The following is a 19,514-nucleotide window of genomic DNA, read 5'->3' as shown; positions in this document are numbered from 1 at the left end:
TCTCGCGCCTTCGGCGCATTTCTAACAACCAGCAATGTAGGCGTTTGGCAGGGCGATTCGTAAGCGCGCGCAGCCTTCCGGCAGGTGGCGCACGTTTCTTCCGCGAGCGTAGATTGCAGGGCGGTCTGGATGGCACTGCCGGTGGTGGATACCACCGCCGTCTCGCAGGGCCCGGGAGGGGCGCTATCCGCGAGCAGGAAGACACGTGCGCCACCTGCCGGCCAGCATGCGCGTCACAAACGCCAGACGACCACTTCGCGCTAGAGCAAATTACGCCTGGACTACGCTCAAAAACTAGGGACGCCCCCTAAAGATGCTTGGCGAGTTCGGCTTCGAGCTTGCTCTTGGGCACGACGCCGACGACTTGGCCGACGACGTTGCCGCCCTTGAAGATGAGCAGCGTCGGGATGTTGCGAACTTGGTAGGTTTGGGCGGCGATCTGATGGTTATCGATATCCATCTTGGCGATTTTGGCGCGCCCCTTGTACTCGTCGGCGAGCGCATCGACCATGGGGGCGATTTGGCGGCAGGGGCCGCACCACACCGCCCAAAAGTCGACCAGTGTAGGCAACTCGGACTTGAGCACCTCATTCTCGAAATTTGCGTCGGTCAATTCAACGATGTTTTGCGAAGCCATGCGGGTCCTTTCGGCATCCCGGCCTCTGGCCGCGGATGGTGTTCATTATGTAGTGCGCCCCGGGTCGCCGCGCAAGGCGCAACCCAAACATTGCCTATGCGCCACGGTTGCCCTACAATGGTAGGAGTTTCGCGCGCTTCGGAGGACACGTGCCCAAAATTTTTATCTCGGTAGACGCTCTTGAAGAAAAAACCGCGTCCGGCGTCGCGGCCGTCAGTGGCGAGATCGTCACCTTTGTCGAGCTCGACAAGACGGCCTACCTTTCGCCCGCCGTGTATTTTTCGCGCGTCGCCGGTGGCGACCCGGACGTGCTGCGGCTGGTGGGGCGCGTGAAGTCGGAGGTCGAGCTGCGTGCGCTCGGCGCCGATCATCAGGCGAACTCGGTCATCATTGGCGAAACCGCTTACGACGTGGTTGAGGGCTTTGTCGGCAAAGTTCTAAGCTAGGCAAAGGCGGTCACCATCGTTATGCGCGTGTTGTCGGTCCCGGCGTCGTTTGCCTGCTATGCGGCGCTGGCGGCTTATGCCGTGGCGGCGCTGGGGTTTGTATTTGTCTCGTGGATGCGGCGCGATGCCGCCTCCTCCGAAGGCGTCGTCACACGCGGCTTGCGGCTGGCGCGAGGCGCGTTCTATGTCGCGGTGCTGGCGCATGCCGTCGACATCGCGTGGCGCGGGGTGCTTCACGTCCATCCGGCGCAGACGAGCCGCGAGGCCCTTGGCTTTGCGGTGTGGTTGGCCGCGTTAGGGTTTGCCGGATGGTCGCGGCGGCATCGCTGGGCGGTCCCTGGCATCGCCGTGTCGCTCACGGCCATGGCCTTGCTGTCGATCGCGCGTTTTTCCCCGCCTGGTGCCAGCGTCGAGGGCCTTTCTTTTATAGGCCGCATGCACGTCTCGCTCGCCACGGTCGCGGTGGCGCTCTATGGCCTTGCGGGCACCGCGGCCGCCTTGTATTTGCGCGAGGCGGCGTTGCTCAAACAAAAACGCGTCGGCGAGCTGACCGCCTCAAGCGGCGGCGCGTCGGTGTTATCCCTGGAGCGTCTGGCGTCAAACTTGTTGCTCGCGGCCGGCGGGGTGCTGCTGGCCGCCTTGGTGCTGGGCGTGATGTGGCAGCGCGAGCTCGATGTCTCGTGGCTGCGCCTCGAGGCGGCGCTGGCGTGGGCGGCGTGGCTGATAACCGCGGGCAGCGTGGCGCTTGAGGCCGCGGGCCGCTTGCGACCAAGCCGCAAGGCGCAGGCAACCGTGGTGTCGAGCCTGCTGGCGTTGGCCATCTTGGTTGCCTACGTGGTGCAGCGAGTGCACGCATGACGGCGCAGCCGTTCGTGGTCAGCATTTCGTGGCGTCACGCGCCGCTTGAACTGCGCGAGCAGTTCGCGCTAACCGAGGCTGACGTCGCGTCGCTCTTGCAACAGCTTGCGGGCACACCTTCGGTTGCCGAGGCAATGGTGATTTCCACCTGCAATCGCGTTGAAGTGTACGGCGTGACGGCGCCTGCCGTCGATGGGCTAGCGGCGAGCGCCGCGGCGTGGGAGGCCTTGCTCGGCGCCTCACGCATCGTGACGACCTCGCGCGCGGCCGCCGAGGCGGCGGTGGTGCGCTTGCATGGCGAGGCCGCGGTGGGCCATTTGTTTCGCGTCGTGTGTTCGATCGAGTCGTTGGTCATCGGTGAGACTCAAATCATGGGCCAAGTTCGACAGGCCACCATCGTCGCGCGGCGGCACCAGATGATAGGTGCCAGGCTCGATGGTTTGTTGCAGGCGGCGCTCTTGCTGGCGCGGCGCGTGCGTCGCGAGACGGCGCTCGGGCAGGGTTCGGCCAGCGTGGCGTCGGTCGCGGTGCAGCTTGCGCAGCGCGTTTTTGGCGAGCTCGCTGGCCACCGCGTGCTCATGCGTGGGGCCGGTAAAATGTCGCGCTTGGCGGCGCGGCATCTGCGCGCCGCGGGCGCTACCTCGGTGACGGTTGCCAATCGTTCGCGGGCGCGCGCCGACTCGCTGGCGATGCAGTGGGGGGCCACTGCCGTGCCGTGGGAGGGGCTCGCCGCGGCCTTGGTCGACGCTGACGTCGTCGTCTCATCGACAGGCGCGACGACGCCAGTCCTGACTCGCGAGCTGATGAAGCGCGTCGGCAAGCAGCGGCGCTACCGCCCGCTCGTCATCATCGACATCGCGGTGCCGCGCGATGCCGCCCCAGCCGTGAGCGAGATCGACGGCATGTATCTGTTTGACATCGACGATCTTGAGCGGGTGGTGGCGTCCACCATGCAGGCGCGGCAGGCCGCGGCCGACGTCGCGAGCTTGCTCGTAGAAGCCGAGGTGCGTCGCTATCTCGCCCAGGCGCCCGCGCCCGCCAAGCGCACCGCGCAGGGCAAGCGGCCCGGCCCGGCCCCAATCGGGGTGGTTGCGGCGGAGCTGACGGCGCACGTCAACGACATCGTGCAACGCGAATTAGCCGTGGCGCAGCGGCGGCTCGCGGGCAGGCAGCCCGCAAAATCAGACCCCGTCGCGAGCGCCGAACTACAGCGGGCGCTCCGCCGCGTGGCGCAAAAATTCTTGCATCAGCCGCTGACGGCGCTCAAGTTCTCAGGCGCCGACGAGCGCGCGCAGCTGACCGCCGCGGCCCAGGCGTTATTTGGGCTCGCAGGTGGCGACGGCGACGTATCCGACGAAAGCGAAGCCTCATGAAGTTAACCATCGCCACGCGTGGCAGCGAGCTTGCATTATGGCAAGCGAGGCACGTGCAACAGCGCCTCACGATTCACCGGCCGACGTTGCAGTGCGAGCTCTTGGTCATTAAGACGACGGGCGACAAAATTCTCGACATCCCGCTCGCCGACATTGGCGGCAAGGCGCTCTTTGTCAAAGAGATTGAACAAGCGTTGCTCGATGGCGCCGCCGATATCGCGGTGCACAGCATGAAGGATGTGCCCGCCGAGCTTGCGCCGGGGCTCATGCTTGCGGCGATCACCTCGCGCGAGGTGCCCAACGATGCGCTGCTGTCACATTTCGCGGGCGGCGTCGCCGGGCTGCCGCAAGGCGCGCTGGTGGGCACGGCGAGCGTGCGTAGGCAGTGTCAGCTCGCGGCCCTGCGCCCGGACCTCACGTTTGCGCTCCTGCGCGGCAACGTGCCCACGCGCGTTGCGAAATGGCAGGGCGGCGAATTTGCCGCGATTGTGTTGGCCGCGGCAGGCCTGACGCGGCTAGGCCTGTCGCATCACATTAGCGAGCTGCTGCCGATCGACGCCTTTTTGCCGGCCGCGGGGCAGGGCGTGCTCGGCATTGAAACACGCGACGATGCGCCCGCGGTCGCAAAGCTCGCGATCGCGGCGCTGCATGACGCGGTGCAGGCGCCGTGCACGGTGGCCGAGCGGAGCTTTCTCCTGGCGATAGGCGGTTCATGTCGCACGCCGATTGGCGCCTACGCGGACTACCAAGGCGTTGCCTTGCGCCTGCGCGCGATGAAAGGCGAGCTAGGTGGTGCCACCACGCGTGTCGAGGTTGTAGGCGCGCCAGCTGATGCCGAGGCAATTGGCCAAAGCGCCGCACGCCAGCTCGCGGCTATGTAACTGCTTCAATAACTACGTCATGGTGCGCGTGCCCTGGTCGCGCACAAACGGTGAACCTTTTTTGCAAGTCACCGCAAAGCAGCCTACCATTATTTTGTGGTGCGAAATGCTAGAGCCTTGTTCTGCGCGCTTGTGGCGTTCGTAGCCATGTCGTGCGCCGCGCCGTCGAAGTCGCTGCGCAAAGAAAACACCGTGCTCGCACGCGAAGTCGAAACCCTGCGGGCGGATCGCCGCAGCAGCGAGCGCAAGCTGCGCGAGCTGCGCGCGGAAATGCTGCACGAGCGCGAGCGCAGGCCGCTGGCCCCTGCACCCAAGGCGGCCGGCACGTCATACGTTGCCACGCCGCTCGCGGACGACTCGGTCACCATTAGCAACGTGGCGCCCGACGAGCGCGTAATCGATGTCCTCGATGATGGCACAGAGATCGTCTATGCCGGCGACGCCGCCAAGGGCACATCGGTGACGCTGTCGGGCGATGCGTTAGCGCAAGCGCCAAGAGGCACCGCCAAGGTTGCGGTTGCACCGATCTCTGCCACGCCGAGCAAGCCGGCACCGCTGCCGAAGGTTGCCGCGGTGGTGGCTGCCGCAACGCCCGCGACCCCGGTTGCGCCACTGGCCGTAATGCCGACCACCGAGGTCCCTGTGGTGATCGCCGCAAGCGCGCCCGCACCACGCAAGCGTGCCGCGCCGATCGTCGCCAATTGGCCAAGCGATCCGGCGCTTTGGTATCAGGCGGCCTTGGGAGAACTAAAACAGGGCCGCCACGATGCGGCCGTCGAAGGCCTAGCCGCCCTGATCACAAAGCATCCAAGCCACGAGTTTGCCGACAATGCGCAATACTGGATTGGCGAGGCGTTCTACGATCGTCGTCAGTTCGAGCCGGCGCTCGTGGCCTTTCAGACCACCATTGCGCGCTATCCAAAAGGCAACAAGTCGGCGGACGCCACGCTCAAAGCGGGGCTTTGCATGGCTAGCCTGGGCGACGCCGCACGCGCCGCGGAATACTTGCGGCGCGTCATAAGCCTTTATCCCACCAGCGATAGCGCCGCCATTGCGCGCGAGCGCCTGCACAAGCTGATGTCGACGACGCCGGCGACCGTGGCGTCGTCCAAGGCAACGCCACCGGCCGCGTCACCACCCGCAACGTCTGTGAGGATCCCGTGAAAACACTGCGAATCGCATCTTTTAGCCTCGCCCTTGCCGCTTTGCCAGGCGTGGCGCTGGCGCAAATCCAACCGGTCACGCCCGGCGTGCCCGCCACGCCGCCGGCCGCCCCTGCCGCGCCCCCGCCCGCAGCACCGAGACCCATCGTAATTCCCATCGGCGCCGACGGCCTGCCTATCTTGCAAGCCGCGCCAGAGGCGGACTCGGGCTTTTTTTACGATGATGAGGTGACCGGCGATCAGCCCGAGCAAGAAGTGCATGAGGGGCAAACGCCTGACGTGCATGTTGTTCGCACCGGCGATACGCTGTGGGATATCTGCGGCTATTATTTTAATGACTCATGGCAGTGGCCCAAGGTGTGGGGCTACAACGCGCAAATTAAAGACGCCCATTGGATCTATCCCGGCGACGCGGTGCGGCTGTTGCCGGAAGGCGCGAGCGGCGCGGCGACCACGGCGAGCGGCACCACGGCGGCAAAGCCAACCGGCGCGACCAGCGACAGCGACGTCGATGCCATGGCGGCGGCAACGCCCGGGCTGCCAGCCAAAAAGTTTTCGGTCACCTTGCGCCAGACGGCCTTTGTTAGCGAAGAGGCGCTTAAGACCTCAATGACCATCACGGGCTCAAACGACGACAAGACGTTGATGGTGAGCAATGATGAGGTGTACATCAAGTATGACGCAGCCGAGCCGCCGACGGTTGGCAAGGTGTACAGCATCTTCGAAGTCGCCAAGCGGGTGAAGCACCCGGGGACGGGCAAGCAAGCGGGCGCCTACGTCACGCTGCTCGGTGACGTTGAGATCACGAGCGTTCGGCAAGATAAATTCGCGCGCGGCTATCTGCGGCGGACCACGGGCGCGATCGAACGCGGCGCCAAGATCGGGCCGCTCGCGCGCCAGTTCAAGACGATCGACCCGGTCGCCGCCAAGACGGACCTACAAGGCGTCATCGTCGCTATGTTTAGCCAGAACGAACTCATCGGGTCTGGCGACGTCGTGTTTCTCGACGTAGGGGCGGACGCTGGGCTTGAAGTCGGCAATCGCATGTACGTGATTCGCCGCGGCGACATGCTACGCACGAGCCTGGACCACGCCGGCATCAATGACAAACGCTATCCCGCGCGCATTTTAGGCGAGCTTGTGGTGGTCGAAACTGGCAAGACCTTTGCGGTCGCGGTGGTCACGCTGACGATGGAAGAGCTGGGGGTCAGCGACATCGTCGTTACCCAAACCGGACAATAGTTCAGATATTCGACAGCCGCCGTGCAGTGAATGAATTCGCAATATATTCAATAGGTTGGGCTGATGTGCCGCCTTGAATTGCAGATCGCGTGCCCGCCAAACACTTGACGAGGCGCGCCCTGGCCATTATTTGCTGTGACGGTGAACCCCGTCGCAATCTCGCACATTATATATGATGCAGCCGCGTCATATCCCGCGAAGCTGCGGCGCCTAACGCCGCCGCCACGCACGCTGTGGCTGCGCGGGACCCTTGAGAATTTCAACGCAATATCGAAGGCTTATCGCAAAATTGCGATCGTCGGTTCGCGCGCGGCGCTAACCGCGGATAGCGCCAAGGCCTCGCTGTTGGCGGCCCACGTCGCCAGCTTGGGCGGGGTGGTTGTCTCCGGCGGCGCGCTTGGCATTGACGCCGCGGCGCATCGCGGGGCCCTCTCTTGCGGTGGGGCAACCTGCGTGGTGCTTGGCTGCGGCATTGATATTACCTACCCTGATCGCCACGCCGCCCTGTTCGACGCCATCGCGGTACGCGGCGCAGTGTTGTCGCAATTTGCGCCAGGCGTGACGCCGAAGCGAGGCACCTTTGTTAGGCGCAACGCCACCATCGCGGCCTTGGTCGACGCCGTCGTCATCGTCGGTGCGTCGCTGCGGTCGGGCGCGCTTCATACTGTCGCCGCGGCCCATGAGCTAGGCGTGCCGGTGATGGCGATGCCGGGTGCCCCTGGCTGTGATCGGCTGATTGCCACCGGGAAGGCCATTTCGATTCAAGATGGCGACGAGCTAGATGTCGTCTGTGACGGCAACTACGTGCTGCATACGATGCCGACGCAGGCCGAGACGCCGATGGAGGTGAACGAGGGCGCCGTGCTGGCGGCGTTTCAAGATGCCACCCCGCGCGACGAAGCCTGGATCATCGCCGCGGCAGGGCTGGCGGAAGAGGTCGTGGCGCGCGCGCTGGTGGCGCTGGAGCTACAGCAATTAATCGAGATGGTGGCGCCGTCCAAGTATCGGCGCGTGCATAAGCAAGTGATACGAGCGGTTCCAAGGCCTGCGGGCCAGCAAGTGAGACGTTGTCATGGCGACTAATGAAACTGCGAACAAACCCAAGCGAAAGCTAGTCGCCGTTAAGGTGGACGAGCTCGCCGTGGCGGCGACGCCAACGCCCGAGGCTGCGACGCCAAAGGCCAAGGCCAAGAAACCCGCAGCCAAGGCCAAGGTGAGCAAGGCCAAGGCGACGGCAAAGCCAGTGGCTGCGTCCGATCAGGCGGCGGCGACGGCGACACCAGCCCCAAAGGCGGCCAAGGGCGGCAAGTTCGGCAAAGGGCGCAAGAAGCCCGCACCCGAAGTTGACGAGCACGACGACGACTTTGGCAAGAAGGCGCCCGCGCGCAAGAAAAAAGTCGTCCCGGGTTCAGCGTTGGTCGTGGTTGAATCACCGGCCAAGGCCAAGACCATTGGCAAGTACCTTGGGGCCGGCTACATCGTTAAAGCCAGCGTCGGTCACGTTCGCGATTTGCCGAAGTCCAAGACCGGCGTCGACGTCGAAAATGGCTTTGAGCCCGAATACGTGGTGATGGACGGCAAGAAAAAGGTGGTTGCCGAGTTGCGCCGCGCCGCCCGCGATGTCGAGACCGTCTATCTCGCAAGCGATCCGGATCGCGAAGGGGAGGCGATCGCATGGCACATCGCGGAAGAGATGAAGGGGATCAACGACAATATCCGCCGCGTCCTCATCAACGAAATTACCAAAAAGGGCGTGACGCTCGCGCTCTCGAAGCCCGGCGACATCGATATGCATAAGACCGACGCGCAGCAAGCGCGGCGCATCTTGGACCGCCTCGTGGGTTATGAAATCAGCCCTATCTTGTGGAACAAGGTGCAGCGCGGCTTGTCGGCGGGGCGCGTGCAATCCGTCGCGGTGCGACTCGTATGCGAGCGCGATGCCGAAATTGCGGCGTTTTTACCGCAAGAGTATTGGTCGGTGGACTGCACGGTGGAGGCGGCCACCCCGCCGCCGTTTGAGGCGCGTATTTGGCGCTGGCTTGGCGAAAAGGCCGAGCCAAAAACCAGCGCCGAGGCCGAGGCCATCGCCACGGAATTGCGCGGTGGCACGGCGCAGGTAACGTCGGTCGACAAGAAAGAGCGCAAGCGCAAGGCGCAGCCGCCCTTCATCACGTCCAAGTTGCAGCAAGATGCGGCGCGCAAGCTCCGCTATTCGGCCAAGCGCACCATGGCGCTGGCGCAGCGCTTGTATGAAGGCGTCGAGCTTGGGGTCGAGGGGCCGATTGGTCTTATCACGTATATGCGGACCGACTCGACGCGGGTCTCTGACGACGCGTTGGCGGCCGTGCGCACGTACATCGGCGAGACCTATGGCGTCGACTATTTGCCGGAGCAGCCGCTGCAGTACAAGCAGGGCGGGCGGGCGCAAGACGCCCACGAGGCCATCCGGCCTACCATGATGGAGTGGCCGCCTGAGCGCGTGCGCGAGGCGCTGGCCGCCAACCCCGAGGGCGCCGAGCTGACCAAGATCTACACGCTTATCTGGCAGCGCTTCGTCGCCTCGCAGATGACCTCGGCCGTCTACGATCAGACCACCATCGACATCACGCGCGGCCGCGCCATCGTGCGCGCCACCGGCCAGATTTTGAAATTTGCGGGTTACACGCGCGTTTATGAGGTGGCCGAAACCGACGACGCCAAGGCCGAAGGCGCCGAAAACGCCGATCGCTTGTTGCCGTCGCTCTCCGAAGGCGATGCCGTGACGTTGACCGTGGTGCGCCCCGAACAGCACTTCACCCAGCCGCCGCCGCGCTTCACGGAAGCCTCGCTGGTTAAGGAGCTTGAGGAGTGCGGCATCGGTCGTCCGTCGACCTACGCGGCGATTATGTCGACGATCGTGGATCGCGGCTATGTGGAAAAACGCGAGAACCGCTTCTTCCCCACCGAGCTCGGCATCTTAGTCAACGGCCTCTTGGTCGAGTCGTTCCCCGAAATCGTAAGCGTCGATTTTACCGCGAAGATGGAGGCCGACCTCGATGCCGTCGAAGATGGCAGCCGCGACTGGCGGGCGCTGCTCGGCGAGTTCTACGCGCCGTTTAAGATCAACCTCGACCAGGCCAAGATCAGCATGCGCGACGTGAAGCGCGAAGAAATTGCCACCGATTTTCTGTGCGAAAAGTGCGGCAAGAACATGGTGATCAAGTGGGGGCGCAACGGGTCGTTCTTGGCCTGCCAGGGCTACCCCGAGTGCCGCACCACCAAGGAAGTGGTGAAAAACCTCGATGGCACCTACGAAATCGTGCCCGAGGCCACCACCGATGAGGTGTGCGAAAATTGCGGCGCGCCGATGGCAATCAAGCGCGGACGTTTTGGCACGTTCTTGGCGTGCACCAAGTATCCCGATTGTAAGACCACCAAGCCGATTTCGCTCGGCGTAAAATGTCCGCGCGAAGGCTGCGGCGGTCAAGTGGTCGAGAAACGCAGCCGGCGCGGCAAGCCATTTTTTGGCTGTTCGTTCTGGAGCAAGACGCAGTGCGATTTTGTTAGCTGGGATCGGCCGATTCCGCAGCCGTGTCCGGTGTGCGCGGCGAAGTTTCTGGTTAAAAAAGAAAACAAGCGCAGCACGATGCTTCGCTGCATGACCTGCGACTGGAAATCCGCCGAGGGCGAGGCTGAAGAGGGCGAAGAGGCCACGCCGGCCGCTTAGGCGGCAGCGTCGTGGCCGCGCGGTTAGCGACCCTGGTACCAAATAGCCAAGCGCAGCAGCAGCGTGCGGCGGTCCCAGGTCGCGCCGCGGCCAAATAGGTTGTCAAAGCGAAATTCGGCGCCGAGGTCGACGTGCTTAGCGGCGCGGTAGTTGACACCGACGCCGACCGGTATTTCCACCGTGTCCGAAAAGTTTGAGAGCGGTCCCTGCCACGCGAACGTCAGCAGCGCGGTGAGCTCGTCGCTGTGTTGCCAGCCGACGGTGAAAGGCAACATGAGGCGATCCGCGACGCGATCGCGCCCAATGACGCCGAGGTACATCTCCGGCGTAAACACCACGCCGACATCGCGCGTGTGAACTCGTAGGGCCAATCCGCCGCGCAGCCCGGCGCCAAAGGGATCATGGGTTGAAGGCACCGCGATGGCGCCGATGGCGGCGAGTCCGAGGTAGGGGCCGGTGGCAAGATGATATAGCGCCGCGACGCGCACATCGCTGTAGCCCTTACATGGCGCGGCGACGCAGATGCCGCGATCGTGCAGCAGCGCCAGCGTGAGGTCGGGGCGGTAGCCTACATACAGATCGGGCGCGATAAAGATGGGCTCGCCGGCGGCACGTCGCGTCAGCGAAATGCCCAGGGTGTCGCCGGCAACGCGTACCATGTCGCGCGGCACAAGCAGCGGCTGATCGACCCACCGGGTCGGCCACGTCACCCGTTTGCGCTTATGCTTGTCGGCGGCGGCCGGCGCCGCGAGCAAGAGAAGGCAAACGATTACACACCAGCGCCGTGTCCACATGAGCGATAGTGTACGGCAAGTCGGATATGTCGGGCGTGTAACGTCGTGCAAAACGGCTGCGCCCGCGATACACTTCGGGAATGGCAGTGACGCGCTTGGTAGTAACCATGATTGCGGTGGCGATGTTGCCCGCTTGCGAGTGGCCATCGGCGGGCGGACCGGAGCCCGTGCCGAGCAACGCGTATTGCCAAGATGTCGCCGCGTGGCCCTCGGTGGCTAGCGGCATGGAAGAAGACGTCTTTGCGCTCGTCAATGCGCGCCGCGCCGAGGGTGGAACTTGCGGCGGCGAGGCCTTTGGGCCGTCGGCGCCATTGGCTTACAACGGCGCGCTGATCTGTGCGGCGCGCAAGCACAGCAAAGATATGGTCACGCGTGGCTATTTTAGTCACAACAGCCCCGATGGCGATGGTCCCGGTGAACGCGCCGCGGCGGCGGGCTTTGAGTCGGCCTATGTCGGCGAGAACATCGCGGCGGGCCAGCAAACTCCGGACCATGTCATGTCGTCGTGGATGGACAGTCCCGGGCATTGCTCGAACATCTTGAATTCGCCCTACAACGTCATCGGCATCGGCGTGGTGGATGCCCACTGGACCCAAGTGTTTGGCCAGCAATAGCGATGGCAACCTGGCATCCCGATGTGGTGGTGGTTGGCGGCGGGCTGGCCGGCAGCGAGGCGGCGTGGCAGCTCGCGAACTGCGGGCTAAAGGTAGCCTTGGTCGAGAGCAAGCCGGGGAGCACCTCGCCGGCGCATCAGACGCCACTTCTATGCGAACTGGTGTGCAGCAATTCGTTTCGCTCGGATGAGGCGGGCACGCCGCCAGGCACGCTCAAGCGCGAGCTGCGGGCGGCGGGCTCCTTGGTGTTGGCGGCGGCCGATATCCATAAGGTGCCTGCGGGCTCGGCCTTGGCGATCGAACGCTTTGGCTTTGGCCGCGAGGTCACGCTGCGGCTGGCGATGCATCCCAATATTCGGATCGAGCGCCGCGTGCTCGGTGCCTTCCCCAGCGTGCCGACGATCATGTGTACGGGCCCGCTGACGCACGGCCCGCTGGCGCGCGAAATGATGCGGGCGCTGGGCGGCGACAAGATGTATTTCTATGATGCGATCGCCCCGATCGTCGCGGCCGATTCCATCGACTGGGACCACGCCTTTCGCGCGTCGCGGTGGGACAAGCATACGGATATGAAGCCTGGCGAGGCGGACGGCGCGCAGGAGCGCGCGGGCGATGTCGCGGCGGAGCCGGCGGGTGACTATGTTAATTGCCCGTTGTCCAAGGACGAATATATTGCGTTGGTAGAGGCAATTTCGACCGGCCGCACGGTGACGCCCAAGCGCTTTGAGCAAGAAAAATATTTCGAAGGCTGTTTGCCAATCGAGGTGATGGCGGGGCGAGGGCTCGACGTGCTGCGGTTTGGCCCGATGCGACCGATTGGGCTGACCGACCCGAAAACCGGACGACGCCCGTATGCGGTGGTGCAGCTGCGGCCCGAGAATCGCTATCAGACCGCCTATAACCTCGTCGGGTATCAAACGCGCCTGGCGTATCCGGAACAGGCGCGCGTCTTTTCGATCATCCCGGCGCTGCGCCAGGCAGAGTTCGTGCGGTATGGCTCGATTCACCGCAATACGTATATCGATGCGCCGCGCCTGCTTGGGCCGCGGTTTGAGTTGAGGACAACGCCTAATGTACGTTTTGCGGGGCTACTTACCGGCGTCGAAGGCTATATCGAATCGACCGCACTCGGGCTGCTGTCGGCGTGGCTCACCGCCGCCGAGCTGCTCGGGGTGGTCTTGCCGATGCCACCGCCAACGACGTTCTTGGGCGCGTTGTATGGCCACGTCACCCGGCAGCGCAATCCCGAGGACAAGCACGACCGGTTCGTGCCGACAAATGTCAACTTCAGCTTGATGCCGCCCCTGGCGGACGATCGCTTTAAGAAAGACAAGGCGGGGCGCAAGGCGGCGATGGCCCAGCGCGCCGCGGATGATTTGCAGACGTGGCTGGCCGCGGTGCCGCGCGTGTTTGCCGGTGCCGCCGCCGCGCTGGCGCGATAACCGCACAAACGTGCGCGCCGCGATCGCGCGTGTTAGCATGGCGGGCGTGACGGCTACGCTTTCCTGGGACGCGGCGGCAGATGCCTTTGCGCGCTATCTCGGCGTCGAGCGCAATTACGCCAAAGGGACCACTGAGGTCTATTTGCGCGACGTCATGGCGCTCGGGCAATTTTACGCCGAGAAGCACGGCGGCGAGCCGTTGCTGGCGTGGCTCGATGGCCCGCGAATTCGCGGCTACTTGGCGTCGCTGCACGGTCACAACGACGCCGCGACGGTGGCGCGCAAGCTGTCGAGCATTCGCGCATTTTGCCGGTACCTCGCCAAGCGCGGCGTGCTGGCGGATAATCCTGCCGCGGCGCTCGTGGCGCCCAAGCGCCGGCGTGGCCTGCCGCGCGCGCTGGATATCGATGATGCGTTTGCCTTGGTCGAGGCGCCGCCGCAGCGAGGCGGCCCGCGCGGCACGCCGTTTATCGCCGCACGTGACGTCGCGCTGCTCGAAACGCTTTACGGCACGGGGCTGCGGGTGTCGGAATGTTGCGCGCTGCAGGTGACCGACATCGACAGAACGCGCGCCACGCTGTGGATGATTTCGGTGCATCGCGGCAAGGGTGGCAAGAGCCGCGTCGTGCCACTGCATGAAACCGCCCAGCGCGCGGTGGCGGCGTATCTGCGCCTGCGCGGGGAGCTGACGACGCCTGGCAAGGGCCCGCTGTTTATTGGCGAGGGCGGGGGGGGGATGAATTCGCGCGCGGTGCAGCGGTTGGTCGCGGCGTACGGCCTCGCGGTGGGCGTGGCGGCGCGGACCACGCCGCACATGTTGCGGCACTCGTTCGCCACCCATTTGCTCGATGGCGGGGTGGATCTACGCGCGATCCAAGAATTGCTCGGTCACGCCAGCCTGGGTTCCACCCAAATCTATACCAAGGTTTCGCTCGAGCATTTACAGAGTGTTTACGACCAGGCGCATCCCAAGGCGCGGCGGGGGGCGCGTGGCACGCAGGCAGCCGTCGGCGCGCCCCTAGAGCAGTCGACATTGGTGCCGCAGGATGCTACCCCAGAGCGCAATGACGCTGCCCAAGATTCGCTCAACCACCGTGCTGGCCGTTCGGCGCGGCGATAACGTCGTCATCGGCGCCGACGGCCAGGTCTCGTTTGGCAACACGATCATGAAGGCCACCGCCAAGAAGGTGCGGCGCATCGGCGACGACAAGGTGTTGGTCGGCTTTGCCGGCTCGGCGGCCGATGGCATGACGCTGGTCGACCGCCTCGACACCAAGCTGCGCGAGCTGCGCGGCAATCTGCGGCGCGCCGCGGTGGAGCTCGCCAAGGACTGGCGCAGCGATCGCGCCTTGCGCAAGCTCGAGGCCATGTTGGTCGTCGCCGATCGCGAGGTGCTTTATGTGGTTTCTGGCGCCGGCGACGTGATCGAACCCGATGATGGCGTGTGCGCCATTGGCTCGGGTGGGCCGTATGCGTTGGCCGCGGCGCGCGCCTTGGTGCAAAAGACCACGTTGTCACCGCGCGAAACCGTCGAGACCGCGCTTGGCATCGCCGGCGATATTTGCGTGTTTACCAATCGCAATCTGGTAATCGAGGAGCTCGGCCATGCGTGATACCGACAACCAAACGCCGCAAGACATCGTCGACGAACTCGATCGCTACGTCGTCGGCCAAGCCAACGCCAAGCGCGCGGTGGCCGTGGCGCTGCGCAATCGCTGGCGCCGGCAACAGGTGGTCGGCGACTTGCGCGACGAAATAGCGCCCAAGAACATTATTCTCATGGGCCCCACCGGCGTCGGCAAGACCGAAATCGCGCGGCGGCTGGCCAAGCTGGCGCGGGCGCCGTTTCTCAAGGTCGAGGCGTCGAAGTTTACCGAAGTTGGCTACGTCGGGCGCGACGTCGATTCGATCGTGCGCGACTTGGTGGAGATTGCGGTCAAGCTGGTGCGCGATGAGGAGGCGATTCGGCTCCAGGCCAAGGCGCGCGAGCTGGGCGAGGAGCGCTTGCTCGATGCCTTGTTGCCGCCGGCCGCCACGGCAGGCGGGGGTGGCCATGGCTTTGCCGATCGCGCGGCGCCGGCGGACTCGCCGACGCGCGAGAAGCTGCGCACCATGCTGCGAGATGGCAAGCTCGATGAGCGCGAGGTCGAGATCGACGTCATGGACGATGCGCCGCCGATGATGCAGCTCTTTGGCGGGGCCGGCGCCCCGCAAGGTGGCGACGTCGACCTTGGCGGCCTGCAGAATTTGCTCGGGCAGTTTGGCAAGAAGACCAAGCGGCGCAAGCTCAAGGTGCCCGAGGCGTGGAACGTGCTGGCGGACCAAGAGGGCGACAAGCTTATCGATCAAGAATCGGTCGCGCGCGAGGCCGTACGCCGTGCCGAGCAAACGGGCATCGTCTTTCTCGATGAGATCGACAAGATCGCCAGCTCGCGCGATCGCGGTGGCGCCGACATCTCGCGAGAAGGCGTGCAACGCGACCTGTTGCCGATCATCGAAGGCTCTTCGGTGACCACCAAATACGGCACGGTCAAGACCGATCACGTGTTGTTCATAGCGGCCGGCGCATTTCACGTCAGCAAGCCAAGCGATTTAATCCCCGAGCTGCAAGGGCGCTTTCCGATCCGCGTCGAGCTCGAGCCGTTGACGTCCAACGACTTTGTGCGCATCTTGACCGAGCCCAAGAACGCGTTGACCAAACAATACGCGGCCTTGCTCGCGGTCGACGGCGTGACGATTGAGTGGACGGCCGAGGCGGTGGCCACGTTGGCGTCGATTGCGGCCGATATCAACACGCGCACGCAAAACATCGGTGCGCGCCGGCTGCACACCGTGCTCGAACGCCTGCTCGACGACCTCATGTTCAATGCGCCGGCGATTGGCCGCCAAACCATCCCGCTGACCGCGGCGTATGTGCAGGAGCGCCTGGGGCCGCTGCTCGTCGACGAAGACCTTGCGAGCTACATCCTGTAGCGATCGCGGCGCCAGGCCGACGCGCGGGCCGCAAGCAGATCCGGTCGTGGTTCCGCCAACATTACTCGTGTAGGCGAAGCTGCGGCGATCTCGATTGGCCAATTAGCGCTTCCGGTCGCTTTCGAACAGGCGCCGGGCGCGGCTCCAAATAGCCAGCGCCCCGGCGCTCCATCGAAAAACCATCGCAGCTGCGATACCTCCCCGATTTGGGTCAAACAATCGTGCTGTCGCGTCCCCCGGCCCCGGGTTTTATAGACCCGGGCCGGGGGCGTGGAGGCGGTTTGAATTTTTATTGATTCTTGTTGCCTCAATTGGGCGACTGATGTACTATCGCCGAATCAATGAACGTCGTCAGATCCCGGAAAGCCGTAAAATCGCGTGCTCAGCTCGCGCTCGCTGTTGGCACGCCGCATCGCAAGGCGAAAGATGGCTCGCGCCGCGGCGGCAAGCGGGCGGGGGCTGGTCGCAAACCAAAGGGAGAGTTGGCGATGGTGTCGCACGCGAGGCGTCCGCCGCATAAGGCTGCGCATCCGCTGCACATTTCGATGAAGGCCCTGCCAGATGTTCCTAATCTCCGTCAGCCGCGGCTCGTACGCGTCATCACGAACGCTATGCGCCAAGTCCGCGTCAAGCAGCAGGCTGATGCCAGCCCTGGCTCGTTTCGGATCGCCGAATTTTCGATCCAGGATACCCATGTGCACTTGCTGGCCGAGGCGACCGACCAGCGCGCAATGTCGAGCGGCATGGCAAGCCTGGCGATTCGCATTGCGCTTGCCATCAAGCTCGTGCTTGGTCGCGACGACAAGGTGTGGCGCGACCGCTACTACGCGCGGCGACTCACGGTGCCCAAGGAAGTGCGAAATGCGCTCGTGTATGTGCTGCTTAACAGCGTCAAGCACAAGCCTGACCGGCTTGCGGCAGGGCGTCGGCAAACGAGCACGCGGGTGCTGGTCGATGTTCGTTGCACCTCGGCGGCGTGGTTCAAAGGTTTCGCACCAACCTGCGAGGCGGCGTTGCGGGTGGCCGGCGCCGCGCCGCACGATGCACCGGTCGCGCCCGCGACGACGTGGCTGCTCACTGCCGGATGGCGCCGGCACGGCCTTATTGATCCGCGATGTGACAGTCCGCGCAGTTAGACGCGGCGGCCGACAAACAGCACGTGGCGCGCGCGGGTGCCGGGGCGCGTCGCGACGCTTTCGGCGGTGACAGTAAAGCCGGCGGCGGCAAACACGTTTTCAAATTGGCGATCAGGGCCGGCCGACCAGATGACCAGAGTGCCGCGGGGCCGAAGCAGATTGCGCAAGGCAGCAAGGCCGCGCGCTTGATATAGATACGCGTTAGTGGCATGCGACATTGCGACCGGGCCGTTGTCGACATCGAGCAAGATGGCATCGAAGCGGTCGGTGGTGGCGGCAATATAGGCCACAAGGTCGCTGGCGACGACGGTGACGCGCGCGTCGCTTAAGGGCGACGCCGCGAGATGGGCGAGGGGGCCGCGATTCCACGCAATGACCGCCTCGCTAATCTCGACCACGGTGACGGCATCGCTTGGCGCGAGCGCGTCGAGAGTGGCGCGCAGCGTAAAGCCAAGGCCGAGTCCGCCCACCAACACGCGTCGGCCGCCGGGCGTCGCGGCTGGCGAGAGGTTGGGCGCCGTCCCGGGCGCCGAGCTGCCCAGCGCGACGCGCGCCATTGCCTCTTCCGAGCCGTGCGCCAGGCTCGACATGAGCTCTTGCCCGCCGACGCGAATGACGTAGACGCCGTCGCGTTCCTGCAAGACCAGCGGCTTGCCAGCGGCGGGCACCCACGTGTCGACGGTGATCCACGGCTTCACCTGGCGGCTATAACATGCGCCGCGGTGGCGTAGGCCAAAGGCGGCTTACGTAGTAAGCCATAGGCCTCTTGGCCGAACCGATCTTACCTAGCGCGCGGCGGTTGCTCTCTGGGCAATTTGATGCCGCGACCATCGAGCGCGGCGCCGTGCATGTCGCGGCGGGCCGCGTGGTGATGGTCAAGCCCTTGCCGTGGCCGGTCGTGGCGCGCATCAGCGACGGTCGGGGGTTGGTAGTGACAGTCAACTATGACGCCGGCGGGCGCTACTTTCGCGGGCAATGCATGTGCGAGACAGGCGAAGACTGTGAGCACGTCGCGGCGGTGGCGCTGACGGCACTGTCGATGGAGCAGGCGCAGCGGGAGGCAACACAGGCACACGCGACGCAGGCGGTCGCGGCGGCGTGGTTGGCGGAGGTTGGGCAGTTGGCGCTCGCCAACGTGGCCGAGCCGTCGACCCTCATCACCGGCCTGACCGAGCCTGCGCTTGCGCCGCGCATGGTCGCGTATGTGCTAAGTCGGCGCGATGGCGAATTTAGCCTGGCCTTCATGCAATGCCAGCCGTTGCGCAAGGGTGGCCTGGGGCCCGCCGCGCCGCTGCTGCGCCAGGGCGGTGCCTCGCCGGATTTGCCGGCGTGGGTAAGTGACGAAGAGGCCAGCCGCATCGCGGTGTTGCGCGCGGTCGCGCGCGCGGTGCCGCATGCCCAGGCGGTGCGCATTGATCGCATCGGGCCAGAGCAATGGCAGCAGCTTTGCGCGGCGCGCCAGCTATTTTGGCAGACCACGCAATCGCCGCCGCTCACGTATGGCGGCGCTCAGCGCGAGACGTTGCGGTGGGTGCCCATTGATGCGGGCGCGACCTTGCATCGGCTTGGGCTCGCTGGCGAGCGCGCGGCGTGGCTGATCGTGCCTACGCGAGACGGCCATTATCTCGATATCCAGGCGCATGTGTTGGGCCCGCTCGACCTCGGCGTATCGGGCGCCGTGGTGCAGCGACTGATCGCAGGGCCACCGGTCCCCACCGCGATGCTCGCGACCGCCATGCACAGCGTGCGCGCCTTGGTGCCTGCCGACGCGGCGGGGGGTGCGTCACTGCCAGCACCCGCGATGCGCGCCAGGATGGTCGCCGAGCTAAACAAGCCGCACGCCTCCCCGGGCGTTCGCAACGCGAAAAAATACGGCGGCGGCAATGCGACCATCGATCTCCGTGGCGAGGCGATCTATGGCGACGACGTAGTTGCCTTGGCACAATGGGACGCGGCGGGGCAGATAACGCGCGACATGGCGCATGAAGGGCGCCTTTTGCAGCAACTGACCGCCTGGCAAATGCGCCTGCCCCATCGCGGGGTGCCAAGCTCCAGCCTCGATCTCTTGGCCGATGCGCGCTTTGTCGTCGACGTCGTCGTGCCCGCCTTGCGCGACGCCGGTTGGGAGTGCGTGCTGGCCGAGAACTTTCCGTTTGAGGCGCCCTTGGTCGAGGTGCAGTGGCATCAGGCGCTGAGGCCCATCGGCGAGGGCCACGGATTGGTTTGCGCTTGAGCTCGGCGTTACCATT

Annotated in this window: 18 protein-coding genes; 15 read left to right on the top strand and 3 right to left on the bottom strand. The window is 64.9% G+C overall.

Translation table 11 applies throughout. The features are described from left to right. Window positions 1-307: 307 nt before the first annotated feature. A complete protein-coding gene (trxA, locus tag IPL79_06555; protein MBK9070648.1) occupies window positions 308-637 on the bottom strand; it encodes a thioredoxin in 330 nt (109 codons plus the stop codon). A 149-nt stretch (window positions 638-786) separates the two neighbouring features. Between trxA and IPL79_06550 the strand changes: the two genes are divergently transcribed. From IPL79_06550 to topA, 8 genes are all read left to right on the top strand, one after another. Further along, window positions 787-1,083 (top strand): hypothetical protein, encoded by a 297-nt coding sequence (locus IPL79_06550; protein ID MBK9070647.1) that lies wholly within the window; start codon window positions 787-789, stop codon window positions 1,081-1,083. A 27-nt stretch (window positions 1,084-1,110) separates the two neighbouring features. Continuing rightward, window positions 1,111-1,941, top strand: a complete 831-nt coding sequence (locus IPL79_06545) for a hypothetical protein (protein MBK9070646.1) — start codon at window positions 1,111-1,113, stop codon at window positions 1,939-1,941. Then, window positions 1,938-3,314 (top strand): glutamyl-tRNA reductase, encoded by a 1,377-nt coding sequence (locus tag IPL79_06540; protein MBK9070645.1) that lies wholly within the window; start codon window positions 1,938-1,940, stop codon window positions 3,312-3,314. Before IPL79_06545 ends, IPL79_06540 begins: the two co-directional genes overlap by 4 nt. Beyond that, complete coding sequence (gene hemC, locus IPL79_06535) at window positions 3,311-4,195, top strand: hydroxymethylbilane synthase (protein MBK9070644.1); 885 nt, start codon at window positions 3,311-3,313, stop codon at window positions 4,193-4,195. The genes IPL79_06540 and hemC overlap by 4 nt, the downstream gene beginning before the upstream one ends. Window positions 4,196-4,291: 96 nt before the next feature. Then, a complete protein-coding gene (gene ybgF, locus IPL79_06530; protein ID MBK9070643.1) occupies window positions 4,292-5,359 on the top strand; it encodes a tol-pal system protein YbgF in 1,068 nt (355 codons plus the stop codon). Next, a complete protein-coding gene (locus tag IPL79_06525; GenBank protein ID MBK9070642.1) occupies window positions 5,356-6,600 on the top strand; it encodes a LysM peptidoglycan-binding domain-containing protein in 1,245 nt (414 codons plus the stop codon). The genes ybgF and IPL79_06525 overlap by 4 nt, the downstream gene beginning before the upstream one ends. 141 nt (window positions 6,601-6,741) lie before the next feature. Next, complete coding sequence (locus IPL79_06520; GenBank protein ID MBK9070641.1) at window positions 6,742-7,683, top strand: DNA-processing protein DprA; 942 nt, start codon at window positions 6,742-6,744, stop codon at window positions 7,681-7,683. Then, entirely contained in the window at window positions 7,673-10,306 is a 2,634-nt protein-coding gene (topA, locus tag IPL79_06515) for a type I DNA topoisomerase (protein MBK9070640.1), read from the top strand. The genes IPL79_06520 and topA overlap by 11 nt, the downstream gene beginning before the upstream one ends. Before the next feature lie 23 nt (window positions 10,307-10,329). On the opposite strand, the gene IPL79_06510 is transcribed toward topA, so the two are convergent. Continuing rightward, complete coding sequence (locus IPL79_06510) at window positions 10,330-11,100, bottom strand: hypothetical protein (protein MBK9070639.1); 771 nt, start codon at window positions 11,098-11,100, stop codon at window positions 10,330-10,332. Between the two features lie 122 nt (window positions 11,101-11,222). Here IPL79_06510 and IPL79_06505 point away from each other — a divergent pair, with 122 nt between their 5' ends. The 6 genes from IPL79_06505 (at window position 11,223) to IPL79_06480 (ending at window position 17,265) form a co-directional block, all read left to right on the top strand. Continuing rightward, complete coding sequence (locus IPL79_06505; protein ID MBK9070638.1) at window positions 11,223-11,714, top strand: CAP domain-containing protein; 492 nt, start codon at window positions 11,223-11,225, stop codon at window positions 11,712-11,714. A 2-nt stretch (window positions 11,715-11,716) separates the two neighbouring features. Continuing rightward, window positions 11,717-13,156, top strand: a complete 1,440-nt coding sequence (gene trmFO / locus IPL79_06500; protein MBK9070637.1) for a methylenetetrahydrofolate--tRNA-(uracil(54)-C(5))-methyltransferase (FADH(2)-oxidizing) TrmFO — start codon at window positions 11,717-11,719, stop codon at window positions 13,154-13,156. Window positions 13,157-13,202: 46 nt separating this feature from the next. Further along, the gene (locus tag IPL79_06495) at window positions 13,203-14,276 is read left to right on the top strand and encodes a tyrosine recombinase XerC (protein ID MBK9070636.1); all 1,074 of its coding nucleotides are present in this window, start codon (window positions 13,203-13,205) and stop codon (window positions 14,274-14,276) included. Further along, a complete protein-coding gene (gene hslV, locus IPL79_06490; GenBank protein MBK9070635.1) occupies window positions 14,221-14,769 on the top strand; it encodes an ATP-dependent protease subunit HslV in 549 nt (182 codons plus the stop codon). The genes IPL79_06495 and hslV overlap by 56 nt, the downstream gene beginning before the upstream one ends. Then, window positions 14,762-16,129, top strand: coding sequence for an ATP-dependent protease ATPase subunit HslU (hslU, locus tag IPL79_06485; GenBank protein ID MBK9070634.1), 1,368 nt, complete (start codon window positions 14,762-14,764; stop codon window positions 16,127-16,129). Before hslV ends, hslU begins: the two co-directional genes overlap by 8 nt. A 341-nt stretch (window positions 16,130-16,470) precedes the next feature. Further along, window positions 16,471-17,265, top strand: coding sequence for a hypothetical protein (locus tag IPL79_06480; GenBank protein ID MBK9070633.1), 795 nt, complete (start codon window positions 16,471-16,473; stop codon window positions 17,263-17,265). On the opposite strand, the gene IPL79_06475 is transcribed toward IPL79_06480, so the two are convergent. Further along, entirely contained in the window at window positions 17,262-17,855 is a 594-nt protein-coding gene (locus tag IPL79_06475; protein ID MBK9070632.1) for a hypothetical protein, read from the bottom strand. The two genes, IPL79_06480 and IPL79_06475, sit on opposite strands and share 4 nt — an antisense overlap. Window positions 17,856-18,031: 176 nt before the next feature. Between IPL79_06475 and IPL79_06470 the strand changes: the two genes are divergently transcribed. Beyond that, on the top strand, window positions 18,032-19,498 hold the full coding sequence (locus IPL79_06470) for a hypothetical protein (GenBank protein ID MBK9070631.1): 1,467 nt from the start codon (window positions 18,032-18,034) through the stop codon (window positions 19,496-19,498). Window positions 19,499-19,514: the final 16 nt, after the last annotated feature.

The organism is Myxococcales bacterium (genome assembly GCA_016716835.1).
Taxonomy (GTDB): Bacteria; Myxococcota_A; Polyangia; order Haliangiales; family Haliangiaceae; genus JADJUW01.
This window is presented reverse-complemented; position numbering and strand designations above follow the sequence as displayed.